At 59.5% G+C, this 15,024-nt stretch carries 13 protein-coding genes; 8 read left to right on the top strand and 5 right to left on the bottom strand.

The features are described 5' to 3' along the window. The first annotated feature begins 88 nt into the window (after positions 1–88). Positions 89–2,347 carry an ATP-dependent Clp protease ATP-binding subunit ClpA gene (gene clpA / locus ACIGDJ_RS23255; protein WP_397504624.1) on the top strand — a complete coding sequence of 753 codons (2,259 nt, stop codon included), beginning with the start codon at positions 89–91 and terminating at the stop codon, positions 2,345–2,347. Positions 2,348–2,849: 502 nt separating this feature from the next. Here the strand turns inward: clpA and infA are convergent. The 3 genes from infA to aat form a co-directional block, all read right to left on the bottom strand. After that, positions 2,850–3,068, bottom strand: coding sequence for a translation initiation factor IF-1 (infA, locus tag ACIGDJ_RS23250; RefSeq protein ID WP_002553999.1), 219 nt, complete (start codon positions 3,066–3,068; stop codon positions 2,850–2,852). Between the two features lie 112 nt (positions 3,069–3,180). Next, positions 3,181–3,888 carry an arginyltransferase gene (locus tag ACIGDJ_RS23245; RefSeq protein ID WP_101159100.1) on the bottom strand — a complete coding sequence of 236 codons (708 nt, stop codon included), beginning with the start codon at positions 3,886–3,888 and terminating at the stop codon, positions 3,181–3,183. 58 nt (positions 3,889–3,946) lie between these two features. Next, positions 3,947–4,627: a leucyl/phenylalanyl-tRNA--protein transferase gene (gene aat / locus ACIGDJ_RS23240; protein ID WP_101159099.1), complete on the bottom strand. Its 681-nt coding sequence runs from the start codon at positions 4,625–4,627 to the stop codon at positions 3,947–3,949. Positions 4,628–5,149: 522 nt separating this feature from the next. Between aat and ftsK the strand changes: the two genes are divergently transcribed. The 6 genes from ftsK (at position 5,150) to cysG (ending at position 12,786) form a co-directional block, all read left to right on the top strand. Next, positions 5,150–7,558: a DNA translocase FtsK gene (ftsK, locus tag ACIGDJ_RS23235; protein WP_313002386.1), complete on the top strand. Its 2,409-nt coding sequence runs from the start codon at positions 5,150–5,152 to the stop codon at positions 7,556–7,558. Positions 7,559–7,625: 67 nt separating this feature from the next. After that, on the top strand, positions 7,626–8,246 hold the full coding sequence (lolA, locus tag ACIGDJ_RS23230; protein WP_056788905.1) for an outer membrane lipoprotein chaperone LolA: 621 nt from the start codon (positions 7,626–7,628) through the stop codon (positions 8,244–8,246). 152 nt (positions 8,247–8,398) lie between these two features. Then, positions 8,399–9,721 (top strand): replication-associated recombination protein A, encoded by a 1,323-nt coding sequence (locus ACIGDJ_RS23225; RefSeq protein WP_042609225.1) that lies wholly within the window; start codon positions 8,399–8,401, stop codon positions 9,719–9,721. Next, positions 9,721–10,095, top strand: a complete 375-nt coding sequence (gene crcB / locus ACIGDJ_RS23220; RefSeq protein WP_016775261.1) for a fluoride efflux transporter CrcB — start codon at positions 9,721–9,723, stop codon at positions 10,093–10,095. Before ACIGDJ_RS23225 ends, crcB begins: the two co-directional genes overlap by 1 nt. 15 nt (positions 10,096–10,110) lie before the next feature. Then, positions 10,111–11,391 carry a serine--tRNA ligase gene (serS, locus tag ACIGDJ_RS23215; RefSeq protein ID WP_065616030.1) on the top strand — a complete coding sequence of 427 codons (1,281 nt, stop codon included), beginning with the start codon at positions 10,111–10,113 and terminating at the stop codon, positions 11,389–11,391. Next, positions 11,392–12,786: a siroheme synthase CysG gene (gene cysG / locus ACIGDJ_RS23210; RefSeq protein WP_101159097.1), complete on the top strand. Its 1,395-nt coding sequence runs from the start codon at positions 11,392–11,394 to the stop codon at positions 12,784–12,786. Positions 12,787–12,829: 43 nt separating this feature from the next. On the opposite strand, the gene ACIGDJ_RS23205 is transcribed toward cysG, so the two are convergent. Further along, on the bottom strand, positions 12,830–13,024 hold the full coding sequence (locus ACIGDJ_RS23205; RefSeq protein WP_039763294.1) for a hypothetical protein: 195 nt from the start codon (positions 13,022–13,024) through the stop codon (positions 12,830–12,832). A gap of 109 nt (positions 13,025–13,133) precedes the next feature. Here ACIGDJ_RS23205 and thpR point away from each other — a divergent pair, with 109 nt between their 5' ends. Then, positions 13,134–13,673 carry an RNA 2',3'-cyclic phosphodiesterase gene (thpR, locus tag ACIGDJ_RS23200; protein WP_397479650.1) on the top strand — a complete coding sequence of 180 codons (540 nt, stop codon included), beginning with the start codon at positions 13,134–13,136 and terminating at the stop codon, positions 13,671–13,673. 238 nt (positions 13,674–13,911) lie between these two features. On the opposite strand, the gene ACIGDJ_RS23195 is transcribed toward thpR, so the two are convergent. Beyond that, positions 13,912–15,009: a polyamine ABC transporter substrate-binding protein gene (locus ACIGDJ_RS23195; protein ID WP_313002416.1), complete on the bottom strand. Its 1,098-nt coding sequence runs from the start codon at positions 15,007–15,009 to the stop codon at positions 13,912–13,914. Positions 15,010–15,024: the final 15 nt, after the last annotated feature.

Below are 15,024 nucleotides of genomic sequence, written 5' to 3'. Positions count from 1 at the left end.
TGATAGCGAGCATACGGTACTGTGTGAAATGTAGTAGGAGGGTTTATCGGCGTGGACTTGGGTTTGAGGTGAAGCTATGTTATAGGGCGTGCTCGAAGTCACCCTCAATCTTGCCTTCAAGGAGGCTCGTTCGAAGCGTCATGAGTTCATGACCGTCGAACATCTCCTGCTGGCCCTATTGGATAATGAGGCTGCCGCCACCGTTTTGCGTGCCTGCGGCGCAAACCTCGACAAACTCAAGCATGATCTGCAGGAGTTCATCGACTCCACCACACCATTGATCCCCGTGCATGACGAGGATCGCGAAACCCAGCCTACCCTGGGCTTCCAGCGTGTCCTGCAGCGTGCTGTTTTTCACGTACAGAGCTCGGGCAAGCGCGAAGTGACCGGCGCCAACGTGCTTGTGGCCATCTTCAGTGAGCAAGAGAGTCAGGCCGTGTTCCTGCTGAAACAGCAGAGCGTGGCACGCATTGATGTCGTCAATTACATCGCCCATGGCATTTCGAAAGTGCCGGGGCACGGCGATCACTCTGAAGGTGAACAAGATATGCAGGACGACGAGGGCGGTGAGTCTTCTTCTTCAGGCAATCCTCTGGATGCTTATGCCAGCAACCTCAACGAACTTGCGCGCCAGGGTCGCATTGATCCGCTGGTCGGTCGTGAATCGGAAGTTGAGCGAGTCGCGCAGATCCTTGCGCGCCGGCGCAAGAACAATCCGCTGCTGGTCGGCGAAGCAGGCGTGGGTAAAACCGCAATTGCCGAAGGCCTGGCCAAGCGCATCGTCGACAACCAGGTGCCGGATCTGCTGGCCAATGCGGTTGTTTATTCCCTCGATCTTGGCGCTTTGCTCGCGGGCACCAAATATCGCGGTGATTTCGAGAAGCGCTTCAAGGCGCTGCTCAATGAGCTGAAAAAACGCCCGCAGGCGATCCTGTTCATCGACGAGATCCATACCATCATTGGTGCGGGTGCTGCGTCCGGTGGTGTCATGGACGCGTCCAACCTGCTCAAGCCGCTGCTGTCGTCTGGCGACATTCGTTGCATCGGCTCGACCACGTTCCAGGAGTTTCGCGGCATCTTCGAGAAAGACCGTGCTCTGGCGCGTCGCTTCCAGAAGGTCGATGTCGTGGAGCCGTCGGTGGAAGACACCATCGGTATCCTGCGCGGGCTGAAAGGCCGTTTCGAGCAGCATCACAATATCGAATACAGCGACGAGTCGTTGCGTGCCGCCGCTGAACTGGCGTCGCGCTACATTAATGATCGGCATATGCCGGACAAAGCCATCGATGTAATCGACGAGGCGGGCGCCTACCAGCGTCTGCAGCCGGTGGAGATGCGCGTTAAACGTATCGAAGTGCCACAGGTCGAAGACATCGTTGCGAAAATCGCCCGAATTCCGCCAAAACACGTCACCAGTTCCGACAAGGAGCTGCTGCGTAATCTTGAGCGTGACCTGAAGCTCACGGTGTTTGGTCAGGACGCGGCGATTGATTCGCTGTCGACTGCGATCAAGCTGTCCCGCGCCGGCCTCAAATCGCCGGACAAACCGGTCGGTTCGTTCCTGTTCGCCGGGCCTACCGGTGTCGGTAAAACCGAGGCCGCGCGACAGCTGGCCAAGGCGCTGGGCATTGAACTGGTGCGGTTCGACATGTCCGAGTACATGGAGCGGCACACCGTATCGCGTCTGATCGGTGCGCCTCCGGGCTATGTCGGTTTTGATCAGGGCGGTCTGCTGACCGAGGCGATCACCAAGCAGCCGCATTGCGTATTGCTGCTAGATGAAATCGAGAAGGCGCATCCGGAAGTCTTCAACCTGCTGTTGCAGGTCATGGATCACGGTACGCTGACCGACAACAACGGGCGCAAGGCGGATTTCCGCAATGTGATCGTGATCATGACCACTAACGCCGGTGCCGAAACGGCTGCTCGCGCTTCGATCGGTTTCACCCATCAGGACCACTCGTCCGATGCGATGGAAGTGATCAAGAAGAGTTTCACGCCGGAATTCCGTAACCGTCTTGACACCATTATCCAGTTTGGTCGCCTCAGTCATGAGGTCATCAAAAGCGTGGTGGACAAGTTCCTCACCGAATTGCAGGCGCAGCTGGAAGACAAGCGTGTGTTGCTCGAGGTGACCGATGCGGCGCGCAGCTGGCTGGCGGCGGGTGGTTATGACTCGGCGATGGGTGCACGTCCGATGGCGCGTCTGATCCAGGACAAGATCAAGCGTCCGCTGGCGGAAGAGATTCTGTTTGGCGAACTCGCGGAGCATGGCGGTGTGGTGCACATCGACATCAAGGATGGTGAGCTGACGTTTGACTTCGAGACTACGGCAGAAATGGCCTGACGGCTTGATGTGGATTGGAAAGGCGCCTTCGGGCGCCTTTTTGTTGTCCGGTGTTTTTGGGCTTTGGGTGCATATCCGTTGCTGCGGGGATGGCTTATTGCTGTTTCGCCCTTACGGCGAGTCACCTTTTTCAAGCGCCAAAAAGGTAACCCAAAACGCTAGCTCCTGCGTTCGGCCCTCGCAGGCTCGGGTTCCTTCGCTCCGGGACTGATCCGGGCGCAGCGGCTACGGTTTGCTTCGCTGCACCTCCTTGCGCTGTGTCTGGCTGCGCCAGACGGTCGCTGCGCTCCCACGCCCGGATCAATCCCTCCGCTCAGCCTTCCGACGTCGCCGGTGGATCAAGATCAAAAGCGGTACTCGAGCTAACGCTCATTGTGTTGGAGCAGCCGGAGGCTGCGATCTTTTGATTTGCATGCTGTAAGCGCGAAACCGCCAGTCCCAAAACCTCAAAACGCAGATACAAAAACGCCCGGCATAACCCGGGCGTTCTGTATTGACTTGATTAGCGAGCGCGGTAAGTGATACGCCCTTTGCTCAGGTCATAGGGCGTCAGCTCGACGCGCACTTTGTCACCGGTAAGAATACGAATGTAGTTCTTGCGCATCTTGCCGGAAATATGCGCGGTTACGACGTGCCCATTTTCCAACTCCACACGAAACATGGTGTTGGGCAGGGTGTCGACGACAGTGCCTTCCATTTCGAAGCTGTCTTCTTTCGACATGCAGTAAAGCCCTCGGTATCCAATGAATGGCCCGGTGCAACTGCGCCAGGCAAAAGCGGCGTGCATTGTGCCCGAAAAATGGGGTTTACGCCAAGGGGTTTAGGCCGCAGGTTTAGTTCAGGACGACCCAGCGCTGATTGATCAGCAATTCTATGGGCCGATATTGCGTCTTGTAGTTCATCTTTTTGCAGTTCTTGATCCAGTAACCCAGGTACACCGCCTCAAGCCCCAGCCGCTGGCTTTCGGCGATTTGCCAAAGGATCGCGTAACGACCGAGGCTGCGGCGTTCTTCGTTCGGTTCGTAGAAGGTGTACACCGCCGACAAGCCGTTAGGCAGCAGATCGGTCACCGCCACCGCGAGCAACCGTCCGTCGAGCCGGAATTCATAGAAGCGCGAGAAGGGCAGGTCACGCACCAGGAATGTCGAAAACTGATCACGGCTCGGCGGGTACATGTCGCCGTCGGCATGGCGCTGTTCGATGTAGCGCTGGTAGAGGTCAAAATACTCTTCGCTGAATTGTGGTTTGACCGGTTGCACCTGCAAATCGGCGTTACGTTTGTAGATACGCTTCTGCTGGCGATTGGCGAGGAACTGCCCGGAAGGAATGCGCGCAGGTACGCAGGCATTGCAGTTCTGGCAATGCGGCCGGTACAGGTGATCGCCACTGCGACGAAAGCCCATTTCCGACAGGTCTGCGTAGACATGCACATCCATGGGCTGACTCGGGTCGAGGAACAGCGTCGTGGCCTGCTCCTCGGGCAGATAACTGCAGGAATGGGGCTGAGTGGCATAGAACTTCAAACGCGCCAACTCGGTCATGAATCAACCCTCGGGATAAGCTGGTGGATTAAGTGTAAGCCACCTGCGCAAATGTCGCTCAGCAAACCCAGGTCGCCGAATTCGGTTGATCAAGATGACGCTGCAGATACTCGGCGAATTCGCCGCGCGGGATCGAGCGCGCACCCAGGCTGTGCAGGTGATCGGTCGGCATCTGACAGTCGATCAGTACAAATCCGGTGGCTTTCAAATGCGCTACCAGTGTGGCGAAGCCGTATTTGGAAGCATTGTCAGCGCGGCTGAACATCGACTCGCCAAAAAACAATTGGCCCATCGCCAGGCCATACAGCCCGCCAACCAGTTGTCCATCGTCCCAGACCTCAACCGAATGAGCGAAACCACGCCGATGCAACTCCACATAAGCGTTTTGCATGGGCTCAGTGATCCAGGTGCCGTCGGCGTAGTCGCGGGGCGCGGCGCAGGCACGGATGACGGCGTCGAAATCCTGATCGAAGGTCACCTGGTAGCGCTGCTTGCGCAGCAGTTTGCCGAGGCTGCGCGAAACGTGCAGCTCGTCGGGAAACAGCACGGTGCGTGGGTCCGGTGACCACCAGAGAATCGGCTGGCCCTCGGAAAACCAGGGGAAGCAACCATGGCGATAGGCCTGGATCAGGCGATCAGCGGACAGATCACCACCGGCGGCGAGCAATCCGTTCGGCTCGCGCATGGCTTTTTCCAGTGGCGGAAAGGTCAGGGAGGTACGTTGTAACCAAGTCAGCATGGCATCCAGGCTTGCAGAAGGGGAGGGCGGTCAGGGGCGCGCACGCCCGTGAAAGAGTTTGCCGCGAAACGGCGCCGATGTCCTGCACAGATGTCTGGTGCGGTTGCGCATTGAGCTGCAACTTGATGTGTCGTCCGTGGTCGTAAGCGTGACCGTATCGATGCCTTTTGGGCATTTACGTGCGGTGGCGCTGGCAAGCTTCGCTACGTTCATCAATTACAGCTCATAAGCCTTTGTCACAAAAGACAATGCATGCTCCAATTGCAACCCAGTGCGTGTGCATTTGGCGATGCTCAAGGTCGAGGCCGCAAGCATGGCATCGGACGCGCAAACCCGTACAATGCCGGGTTGTGACGCACTTTATGTTGCGCACCGTGTTTATGGCTGTGTTTATAAAACCAGTGGCACAGTGTTAAAAGTAGTCTCAGTTGAGCTTTTCACCTTTTCTATCTGCCTGGACTGGGCAGTTTTTTATCGTCATTCAATAGATGGACGCGCCTCGGGCGCAGGAAAAGAAGCGTTTTGAAGAAGACCACCGAAGCACCCAAAACAGTCGTTCCGCTCTGGCGCCAGCAACTGCACTACCGGCTCAAGGAAGGTGCATTGATTGCCATTGGCGCCTTGTGCCTGTTCCTGATGATGGCCTTGCTGACCTACGGCAAGGACGATCCGGGCTGGAGCCATAACAGCAAGATCGACGATGTGCAGAACTTCGGCGGCCCGGCCGGCTCGTACAGCGCCGATATCCTGTTCATGGTGCTCGGCTACTTCGCCTATATCTTCCCGTTGCTGCTGGCGGTCAAGGCGTATCAGATCTTCCGTCAACGCCATGAACCGTGGCAGTGGAGCGGCTGGCTGTTTTCCTGGCGCCTGATCGGTCTGGTATTCCTCGTGCTCTCCGGTGCTGCGCTGGCGCACATTCATTTCCACGCCGCGACCGGTTTGCCGGCCGGCGCTGGCGGGGCCCTGGGCGAAAGCCTTGGCGATCTGGCGAAGAATGCGCTGAACATTCAGGGCAGTACGCTGCTGTTTATCGCTTTGTTCCTGTTCGGTCTGACCGTATTCACCGATCTGTCGTGGTTCAAGGTGATGGACGTCACCGGCAAGATCACCCTCGACCTGTTCGAACTGTTCCAGGGGGCGCTCAACCGCTGGTGGTCGGCGCGCACCGAGCGCAAACAACTGGTCGCGCAATTGCGTGAGGTCGATGACCGCGTCCACGATGTGGTTGCACCGACTGTCACCGACAAGCGCGAGCAGGCCAAGGTCAAGGAACGCCTCATCGAGCGCGAGCAAGCGCTGAGCAAGCACATGTCCGACCGCGAGAAGCAGGTGCCACCGGTCATTGCGCCGGCACCGGCCAAGGCGCCAGAGCCGAGCAAGCGCGTGCAGAAAGAGAAGCAGGCGCCATTGTTCGTCGACAGCGCGGTGGAAGGCACGTTGCCGCCGATCTCGATTCTTGATCCTGCGGAAAAGAAACAGCTCAACTATTCGCCCGAGTCGCTGGCAGCGGTCGGTCACTTGCTGGAAATCAAGCTCAAGGAGTTCGGTGTCGAGGTCACGGTGGATTCGATCCATCCGGGCCCGGTGATTACCCGTTACGAAATCCAGCCGGCTGCAGGCGTGAAAGTCAGCCGCATTGCCAACCTGGCCAAGGACCTCGCACGTTCGCTGGCGGTGACCAGTGTGCGGGTGGTCGAGGTGATTCCGGGCAAGACTACCGTCGGTATCGAAATCCCCAACGAAGACCGCCAGATCGTGCGTTTCTCCGAGGTGCTGTCGACCCCCGAGTACGACAACTTCAAATCGCCTGTCACCCTGGCGCTCGGTCATGACATCGGCGGCAAGCCGGTCATCACCGACCTGGCGAAGATGCCGCACTTGCTGGTGGCCGGTACCACCGGTTCCGGTAAATCCGTGGGCGTGAACGCAATGATCCTGTCGATCCTGTTCAAGTCCGGCCCGGAAGACGCCAAGCTGATCATGATCGACCCGAAGATGCTCGAACTGTCGATCTACGAAGGCATTCCGCACCTGCTGTGCCCGGTTGTGACCGATATGAAAGACGCTGCCAATGCCCTGCGCTGGAGCGTTGCCGAAATGGAGCGTCGCTACAAGCTGATGGCGAAGATGGGCGTGCGTAACCTGTCCGGCTTCAACGCCAAGGTCAAGGAGGCCCAGGATGCCGGAGAACCGTTGAGCGATCCGCTGTACAAGCGCGAAAGCATTCACGATGAAGCGCCGCTGCTGCAAAAGCTGCCAACCATCGTCGTGGTGGTCGACGAATTCGCCGACATGATGATGATCGTCGGCAAGAAGGTTGAAGAACTGATCGCCCGTATTGCGCAAAAGGCGCGTGCGGCGGGGATTCACTTGATTCTTGCGACCCAGCGTCCTTCGGTCGACGTGATCACTGGTCTGATCAAGGCCAACATCCCGACTCGCATGGCGTTCCAGGTTTCGAGCAAGATCGACTCGCGAACCATCATCGATCAGGGTGGCGCCGAGCAACTGCTGGGTCACGGTGACATGCTCTACATGCCGCCGGGCACCAGCCTGCCGATCCGGGTCCACGGTGCGTTCGTCTCCGACGATGAGGTTCACCGCGTGGTCGAGGCGTGGAAACTGCGCGGCGCGCCGGAATACAACGACGACATCCTCAACGGTGTCGAAGAGGCGGGCAGCGGCTTTGAAGGCAGTAGCGGTGGTGGCGACGGTGATGATCCGGAAGCCGACGCGCTGTATGACGAAGCGGTGCAGTTCGTCCTCGAAAGCCGTCGTGCGTCGATTTCCGCCGTTCAGCGCAAGCTGAAGATCGGCTACAACCGTGCCGCGCGGATGATCGAGGCGATGGAAATGGCCGGCGTCGTTACCTCAATGAACACCAACGGTTCGCGTGAAGTCCTGGCCCCGGGCCCGGTACGCGACTGAAACGCTACGACTCGGGTGGCGCAATGACGCGCCACCTGCTCTTCCACGAATATTCAAGAGGACTCTCATGCGCCTTATCCGCATGCTGTTGCCAGTACTGGCGCTGACCACACTCACGGCGCACGCCGATGAAAAGGACGTGGCGCGTCTGACCCAATTGCTCGAAACATCGAAAACCCTGTCGGCGAACTTTTCGCAGTTGACCCTCGACGGCAGCGGCACCCAATTGCAGGAGACGACCGGCAACATGACCCTGCAGCGTCCAGGCCTGTTTTACTGGCACACCAACGCACCGGCCGAGCAGACCATGGTTTCCGACGGCAAGAAGGTCACCCTGTGGGACCCGGACCTGGAACAGGCGACTATCAAGAAGCTCGACGAGCGTCTGACCCAGACGCCGGCGCTGCTGCTGTCCGGTGACGTGTCGAAGATCAGCCAGAGCTTCGATATCAGCGCGAAAGAGGCGGGCGGTGTGATCGATTTCACCCTCAAGCCGAAGACCAAAGATACCCTGTTCGACAACCTGCGCCTGTCGTTCCGCAACGGCTTGCTCAATGACATGCAACTGATTGACAGCGTCGGCCAGCGCACCAATATCCTGTTTACCGGGGTCAAGGCCAACGAAGCTGTGCCGGCGTCCAAATTCAAGTTCGACATTCCCAAGGGTGCCGACGTTATCCAGGAGTAACCACCATTCCAAATGTGGGAGCGGGCTTGCTTGCGAATGCGGTGTATCAGTTTATTCACATGCCAACTGACACACCGCATTCGCGAGCAAGCCCGCTCCCACAGGGTGTAATGTTGGTCCTGGTATTCAAATAGAGGTTTCAACGCTACGTGATGGATCTGTTTCGCAGTGCACCGATTGCCCAACCTCTGGCCGCGCGTCTGCGTGCGGCCAATCTGGATGAGTACGTCGGTCAGGAACACGTGCTCGCTCGCGGTAAGCCTCTGCGTGAGGCGCTGGAGCAGGGCGCGCTGCATTCGATGATCTTCTGGGGGCCGCCGGGCGTGGGCAAAACCACCCTTGCACGCTTGCTCGCGGAAGTCTCCGATGCGCACTTCGAAACGGTTTCGGCGGTGCTCGCCGGGGTCAAGGAAATCCGTCAGGCCGTTGAAATCGCCAAGCAGCAGGCCGGCCAGTACGGCAAACGCACAATCCTCTTTGTCGATGAAGTGCACCGCTTCAACAAGTCGCAGCAGGATGCCTTTCTGCCCTACGTTGAAGACGGCACGCTGATCTTTATCGGTGCCACCACTGAAAACCCCTCTTTCGAACTCAATAACGCCCTGTTGTCGCGTGCTCGCGTCTATGTGCTGAAAAGCCTCGACGAAGCGGCGCTGCGCAAACTGGTGCACCGCGCACTCACCGAAGAGCGCGGGCTGGGCAAGCGCAACCTGACGCTGAGCGATGAAGGTTTTCAGATGCTGCTGTCGGCCGCGGATGGCGATGGGCGGCGTCTGCTCAATCTGCTGGAGAACGCCTCCGACCTGGCTGAAGACAACAGCGAAATCGGCACCGAGCTGCTGCAAAGCCTGCTCGGTGATACACGCCGGCGTTTCGACAAAGGCGGTGAAGCGTTCTACGACCAGATCTCGGCGCTGCACAAATCGGTGCGCGGCTCCAACCCCGACGGCGCGCTGTACTGGTTTGCACGGATGATCGACGGTGGCTGCGATCCGCTTTATCTGGCCCGGCGCGTGGTGCGCATGGCCAGCGAAGACATCGGCAACGCCGACCCGCGTGCGCTGAGCCTGTGTCTCGCCGCGTGGGAGGTGCAGGAGCGTCTCGGCAGCCCGGAAGGCGAATTGGCGGTGGCCCAGGCCATCACTTATCTGGCCTGCGCGCCGAAAAGCAATGCGGTGTACATGGGCTTCAAAACCGCACTGCGTGCGGCTGCCGAAAACGGCTCGCTGGAAGTGCCGCTGCACCTGCGCAATGCACCGACCAAACTGATGAAGCAACTGGGTTACGGCGACGAGTACCGTTACGCCCACGACGAGCCGGACGCTTACGCCGCCGGTGAAGACTATTTTCCGGAAGAACTCGAGCCGATTCCGTTCTATCAGCCAGTGCCCCGTGGCCTGGAGTTGAAGATCGGTGAGAAGCTCAATCACCTTGCCCAACTCGACCGGTTGAGCCCTCGGCAGCGGAGAAAATAGTGGTTCCCTTGATCCTCGCAGTGTCGGTTGGCGGCGTTGCCGGCACCTTGTTGCGCTTCGCCACCGGTAATTGGGTCAGCGCCAATTGGCCGCGGCACTTCTATACCGCGACGCTGGCCGTTAATATCGTGGGCTGCCTGCTGATTGGCGTGTTGTACGGCCTGTTTTTGATACGTCCGGAGGTGCCGATCGAGGTGCGTGCCGGGTTGATGGTCGGCTTCCTTGGGGGGCTGACGACTTTTTCATCCTTTTCACTGGATACGGTGCGCCTGCTGGAAAGCGGGCAAGTGTTGCTGGCCCTGGGCTACGCGGCACTCAGCGTATTCGGCGGGCTGCTCGCCACGTGGGCCGGCCTGTCCCTGACCAAACTTTGATAACGAGAAACCGACATGCTCGATTCCAAACTGTTACGTAGCAACCTTCAGGACGTAGCGGACCGCCTGGCTTCCCGTGGCTTTGCCCTGGACACCGCGCGCATCGAAGCGCTAGAAGAACAGCGCAAGACCGTCCAGACCCGCACCGAAGCACTGCAGGCTGAGCGTAACGCGCGTTCCAAATCCATCGGGCAGGCCAAGCAGCGCGGTGAAGACATTGCGCCGTTGATGGCGGATGTCGAGCGCATGGCGGGCGAACTGAGCGCTGGCAAGGTCGAGCTGGATGCGATCCAGACCGAACTGGATTCGATCCTGCTCGGTATCCCGAATTTGCCGCACGAGTCGGTTCCGGTCGGCAAGGACGAAGACGACAACGTCGAAGTGCGCCGCTGGGGCACCCCGACCCAGTTCGATTTCGAAGTCAAAGACCACGTCGCCCTCGGCGAGAAGTTCGGCTGGCTGGACTTCGAAACCGCTGCCAAGCTGTCTGGCGCACGTTTCGCGCTGTTGCGTGGCCCGATCGCGCGTCTGCATCGCGCGCTGGCACAGTTCATGATCAATCTGCACGTCAATGAACATGGCTACGAAGAGGCATACACGCCTTATCTGGTTCAGGCCCCGGCGCTGCAAGGCACTGGGCAACTGCCGAAGTTCGAAGAAGACCTGTTCAAGATCGCCCGCGAAGGCGAAGCCGACCTGTATCTGATCCCGACTGCTGAAGTGTCGCTGACCAACATCGTTGCCGGCGAAATCGTCGATTCGAAATCGCTGCCGATCAAGTTCGTCGCGCATACCCCGTGCTTCCGTAGTGAAGCCGGTGCGTCGGGCCGCGACACTCGCGGGATGATCCGCCAGCACCAGTTCGACAAAGTCGAAATGGTCCAGATCGTCGAGCCGTCGCAATCGATGGAAGCGCTGGAAGGCCTGACCGCCAACGCTGAAAAGGTTCTGCAATTGCTCGGTCTGCCTTACCGCACTCTGGCACTTTGCACCGGTGACATGGGCTTCAGCGCGGTCAAGACCTACGACCTCGAAGTGTGGATTCCGAGCCAGGACAAATACCGCGAAATCTCTTCGTGCTCCAACTGCGGCGACTTCCAGGCCCGTCGTATGCAAGCGCGTTTCCGCAACCCGGAAACCGGCAAGCCTGAGCTGGTGCACACCTTGAACGGTTCCGGCCTGGCGGTCGGTCGTACGCTGGTGGCGGTGCTGGAAAACTACCAGCAGGCCGACGGTTCGATCCGTGTGCCGGACGTGCTCAAGCCGTACATGGGTGGTCTTGAGGTCATCGGCTAAATGAAATATCTGCCGCTGTTTCACAACCTGCGCGGCAGTCGTGTGTTGGTTGTCGGTGGGGGGGAAATTGCCTTGCGCAAATCCCGCCTGCTGGCCGATGCCGGTGCGCTGCTGCGGGTGGTCGCACCTGAAATTGAATCGCAACTGGCCGAACTGGTCGCTGCCAGCGGCGGCGAATGCCTGCTGCGCGGTTACGTCGAAACGGATCTTGACGGTTGCGGACTGATCATTGCCGCGACCGATGACGAAACGCTCAATGCCCAGGTTTCGACCGATGCGCATCGGCGTTGCGTGCCGGTCAACGTGGTCGATGCTCCGGCCTTGTGCAGCGTGATCTTCCCAGCGATCGTCGACCGCTCGCCACTGATCATTGCCGTCTCCAGCGGCGGCGACGCGCCGGTATTGGCGCGTCTGATTCGGGCAAAGATCGAAACCTGGATTCCGTCCACCTACGGCCAACTCGCCGGTCTCGCTGCGCGTTTCCGCCATCAGGTGAAAAACCTGTTTCCCGATGTGCAGCAGCGTCGCGGCTTCTGGGAAGACGTTTTCCAGGGCCCGATCGCCGATCGCCAGTTGGCCGGGCAGGGCGCTGAAGCCGAACGCCTGCTGCAAGCCAAGGTGGATGGCGAGCCCATGGTCACCACGGGCGAGGTTTATCTGGTCGGTGCCGGTCCGGGCGATCCGGATCTGTTGACCTTCCGTGCGCTGCGGCTGATGCAGCAAGCCGATGTGGTGCTCTATGACCGATTGGTGGCGCCGGCAATTCTGGAGTTGTGCCGTCGCGATGCCGAGCGTGTGTACGTCGGCAAGCGCCGTTCCGAACATGCGGTACCGCAGGATCAGATCAACCAGCAACTGGTCGATCTGGCCAAGGCCGGCAAGCGCGTGGTGCGGTTGAAGGGAGGCGATCCGTTCATCTTCGGTCGCGGTGGCGAAGAGATCGAAGAGCTCGCAGCTCACGGTATTCCATTCCAGGTTGTGCCGGGCATCACGGCGGCCAGCGGTTGCGCGGCGTATGCCGGGATTCCGCTGACCCATCGTGACCACGCGCAATCCGTTCGGTTTGTCACTGGCCACCTGAAGGACGGCTCCACCGATCTGCCTTGGGCCGACCTTGTCGCCCCGGCGCAGACGCTGGTGTTCTACATGGGCCTGGTCGGCCTGCCGATCATCTGCGAGCAGTTGATCAGGCATGGTCGTGCGGCCGACACCCCGGCGGCACTGATCCAGCAGGGCACCACGGTCAATCAGCGGGTATTCACCGGTACCCTGGCCGACTTGCCGCGACTGGTGGCGGAGCATGAAGTTCATGCGCCGACGCTGGTGATCGTCGGTGAGGTGGTGCAACTGCGCGAAAAACTGGCGTGGTTCGAAGGGGCTCAGGCGCAGGTCTGAAACCGGGTCGCCTGTTTTGCGGACAGGCGGCCTCGGGTTTGCGTCACTCGGCAGACGGCGTGATGCGACAGCCCTTGCGGTTGCGGATCTGCTCGTCGGTCGGCCGTTCGCGGACGAATTCGAAGCGCGGTTCGCCTTCGTTGTAGTGCACCAGCCAGCCCCATTCCAGTTCGCTTTCGTCCTGTCCGGGATGCGGTGGCCGGGCCCACCAGGGTTCTTTGCTGAGGATCTCGCGCATGGCAGCCTCCGGTTGTTGGCAATCCTTGAACTATAGCTTCCTGTCGCGAGTCGTCAGTACAGGCTGAGCTGATTCGGCCCGATCATGACGATAAAGGGGGGGCATGGCGATGATTGATGGGGTGCGCAACGACGAACCGTCGAAGCGGCTGTTTTTTGCTTTGGATTGCCCGCCGGCGCAGCGCAAGGCCATCGCCCAGTGGCGTGCGGAACTGGGCCTGCGCAGCGGCAAACCGGTTCCGGCGGATAACTTTCACCTGACCTTGCTGTTTCTCGGTGCGGTGCCGCTGGCGCAGATCCACGGTGTTTGCGAAGCCGCGGCCTGTGTCCGTATTCCGGGCGAAGCGTTGCGGGTTGCGCTGGATCGTTTGCAGGTCTGGCATCGCGCAGGGGTGTTGTCTCTGGCACCGGAGCAAGCACCGCCGGCGTTGTTGCGTCTGGTCTACGCGCTGGAACAGGCGATGCTGCCGTTCGGTTTTGAAGAACCGACCCACGAGTTCCGCCCGCACCTGACCCTGGCCCGCGAATACCGTGCGCCGGAACCGGAAGCAAGTACGCCGCCAGAGTTTTTCCTGCGCGCTGAACGCTTCGCTTTGTTCGAATCACATAAGGGCCGTTATCGGGTTGTGCAGGACTGGTCACTGATCTGAGCGGACAAAAAAGGCGCCCGAAGGCGCCTGCAAATTCACCCGAGCCGAGGGAGCCGGGTGAGGCCGTTCAGAGCAGGGGCAGCGGTGGTAAGACGCTGCGTGAACGGGAAAACGTTTTCTGACACAACACCGAATTCATTGTGGGAGCGGGCTTGCTCGCGAATGCGTCGGCATATCTTGCACATTCATTGACTGACACGACGCTTTCGCGCGCAAACCCGCTGGAATATCGGCGTCTTTACTTGCCGAGCTTCACCCGCGTCCAGCCGCGAGTCATGATCCGCTGTGTGGCAATCGGCTGATCCGGCACTGCATACAGCGTCGCCATCACCGCTTGCGACGGATAAGAGCCCGGTTCGTTGCGAATCGCTTCGTCCACCAACGGCGTGGCCGCTGCGTTGGCATTGCTGTAACCGATGCTGTTGGTGACCTCGGCGATGATGTCCGGACGCATGAGGAAATCCATGAACAGATAGGCGTTGTCGACGTTCGCAGCGTCGCGCGGGATCGCGACCATGTCGTAGAAACTGCCGGCGCCTTCCTTGGGAATGCTGTAGTCGATCACCACGCTGTTGCCCGATTCCACTGCACGCGCCTTGGCCTGCAGGACGTCGCCGGAGTAACCGACCGCTACGCAGATATTGCCGTTGGCCAGATCGGAGATGTACTTCGATGAATGGAAATACGCCACATACGGGCGAATTTTCATGAACAGCGCTTCGGCTTCGGCGATGTGCGCCTTGTCCTTGTCGTTCACCGGATAGCCGAGGTAGTGCAGCGCGGCCGGGAGCATTTCGGTCGGCGAATCGAGGAAACTGATGCCACAGGCTTTGAGTTTTTCAGCGTTCTCCGGCTTGAAGAGCAAGTCCCAGGAGTTGGTCGGGGCGTTGGCGCCGAGCATTTCCTTGACCTTCGCCGGATTGAAGCCAATGCCGATCGAGCCCCACATGTACGGGAACGCGTGCGCGTTGTCCGGATCACTGGCCGAGGCGTTTTTCAACAGCACCGGGTTGAGATTCTTCCAGTTCGGCAGCTTCGACTTGTCGAGCGGCTGATAGACGCCGGCCTTGATCTGCTTGGCCAGAAAACTGTTCGACGGCACGACGATGTCGTAACCGGATTTGCCTGCCAGCAGGCGCGCTTCAAGGGTTTCGTTGCTGTCGAAGACGTCATAGGTCACGCGAATGCCGGTCTCGTCTTCGAACTTTTTCACAGTGTCCGGCGCGATGTAATCGGACCAGTTGTACACACGCAGCACCTTGTCGTTGGCCTGGGCGCCCATGACCATTGCGCCCATCAAGGACAGTGTCAGCAGAGTCCTGCCAAACGTTTTCATCGGTACAACTCCCTT

Origin of the sequence: Pseudomonas sp. NPDC079367 (assembly GCF_044542195.1) — a bacterium.
In the GTDB taxonomy this organism is placed as follows: Bacteria; Pseudomonadota; Gammaproteobacteria; order Pseudomonadales; family Pseudomonadaceae; genus Aquipseudomonas.
The sequence above is the reverse complement of the archived record's forward strand: the minus strand, read 5'-3'. Positions and strand labels throughout refer to the sequence as shown.

What these genes read in the sequence shown, in the direction of transcription:
- ACIGDJ_RS23195 (WP_313002416.1), bottom strand. Translation starts at nt 15,009, where the DNA reads ATGAAAACGTTTGGCAGGACTCTGCTGACACTGTCCTTGATGGGCGCA.
- infA (WP_002553999.1), bottom strand. Translation starts at nt 3,068, where the DNA reads ATGTCGAAAGAAGACAGCTTCGAAATGGAAGGCACTGTCGTCGACACC.
- lolA (WP_056788905.1), top strand. Translation starts at nt 7,626, where the DNA reads ATGCGCCTTATCCGCATGCTGTTGCCAGTACTGGCGCTGACCACACTC.
- thpR (WP_397479650.1), top strand. Translation starts at nt 13,134, where the DNA reads ATGATTGATGGGGTGCGCAACGACGAACCGTCGAAGCGGCTGTTTTTT.
- ACIGDJ_RS23245 (WP_101159100.1), bottom strand. Translation starts at nt 3,888, where the DNA reads ATGACCGAGTTGGCGCGTTTGAAGTTCTATGCCACTCAGCCCCATTCC.
- ACIGDJ_RS23225 (WP_042609225.1), top strand. Translation starts at nt 8,399, where the DNA reads ATGGATCTGTTTCGCAGTGCACCGATTGCCCAACCTCTGGCCGCGCGT.
- cysG (WP_101159097.1), top strand. Translation starts at nt 11,392, where the DNA reads ATGAAATATCTGCCGCTGTTTCACAACCTGCGCGGCAGTCGTGTGTTG.
- aat (WP_101159099.1), bottom strand. Translation starts at nt 4,627, where the DNA reads ATGCTGACTTGGTTACAACGTACCTCCCTGACCTTTCCGCCACTGGAA.
- ACIGDJ_RS23205 (WP_039763294.1), bottom strand. Translation starts at nt 13,024, where the DNA reads ATGCGCGAGATCCTCAGCAAAGAACCCTGGTGGGCCCGGCCACCGCAT.
- serS (WP_065616030.1), top strand. Translation starts at nt 10,111, where the DNA reads ATGCTCGATTCCAAACTGTTACGTAGCAACCTTCAGGACGTAGCGGAC.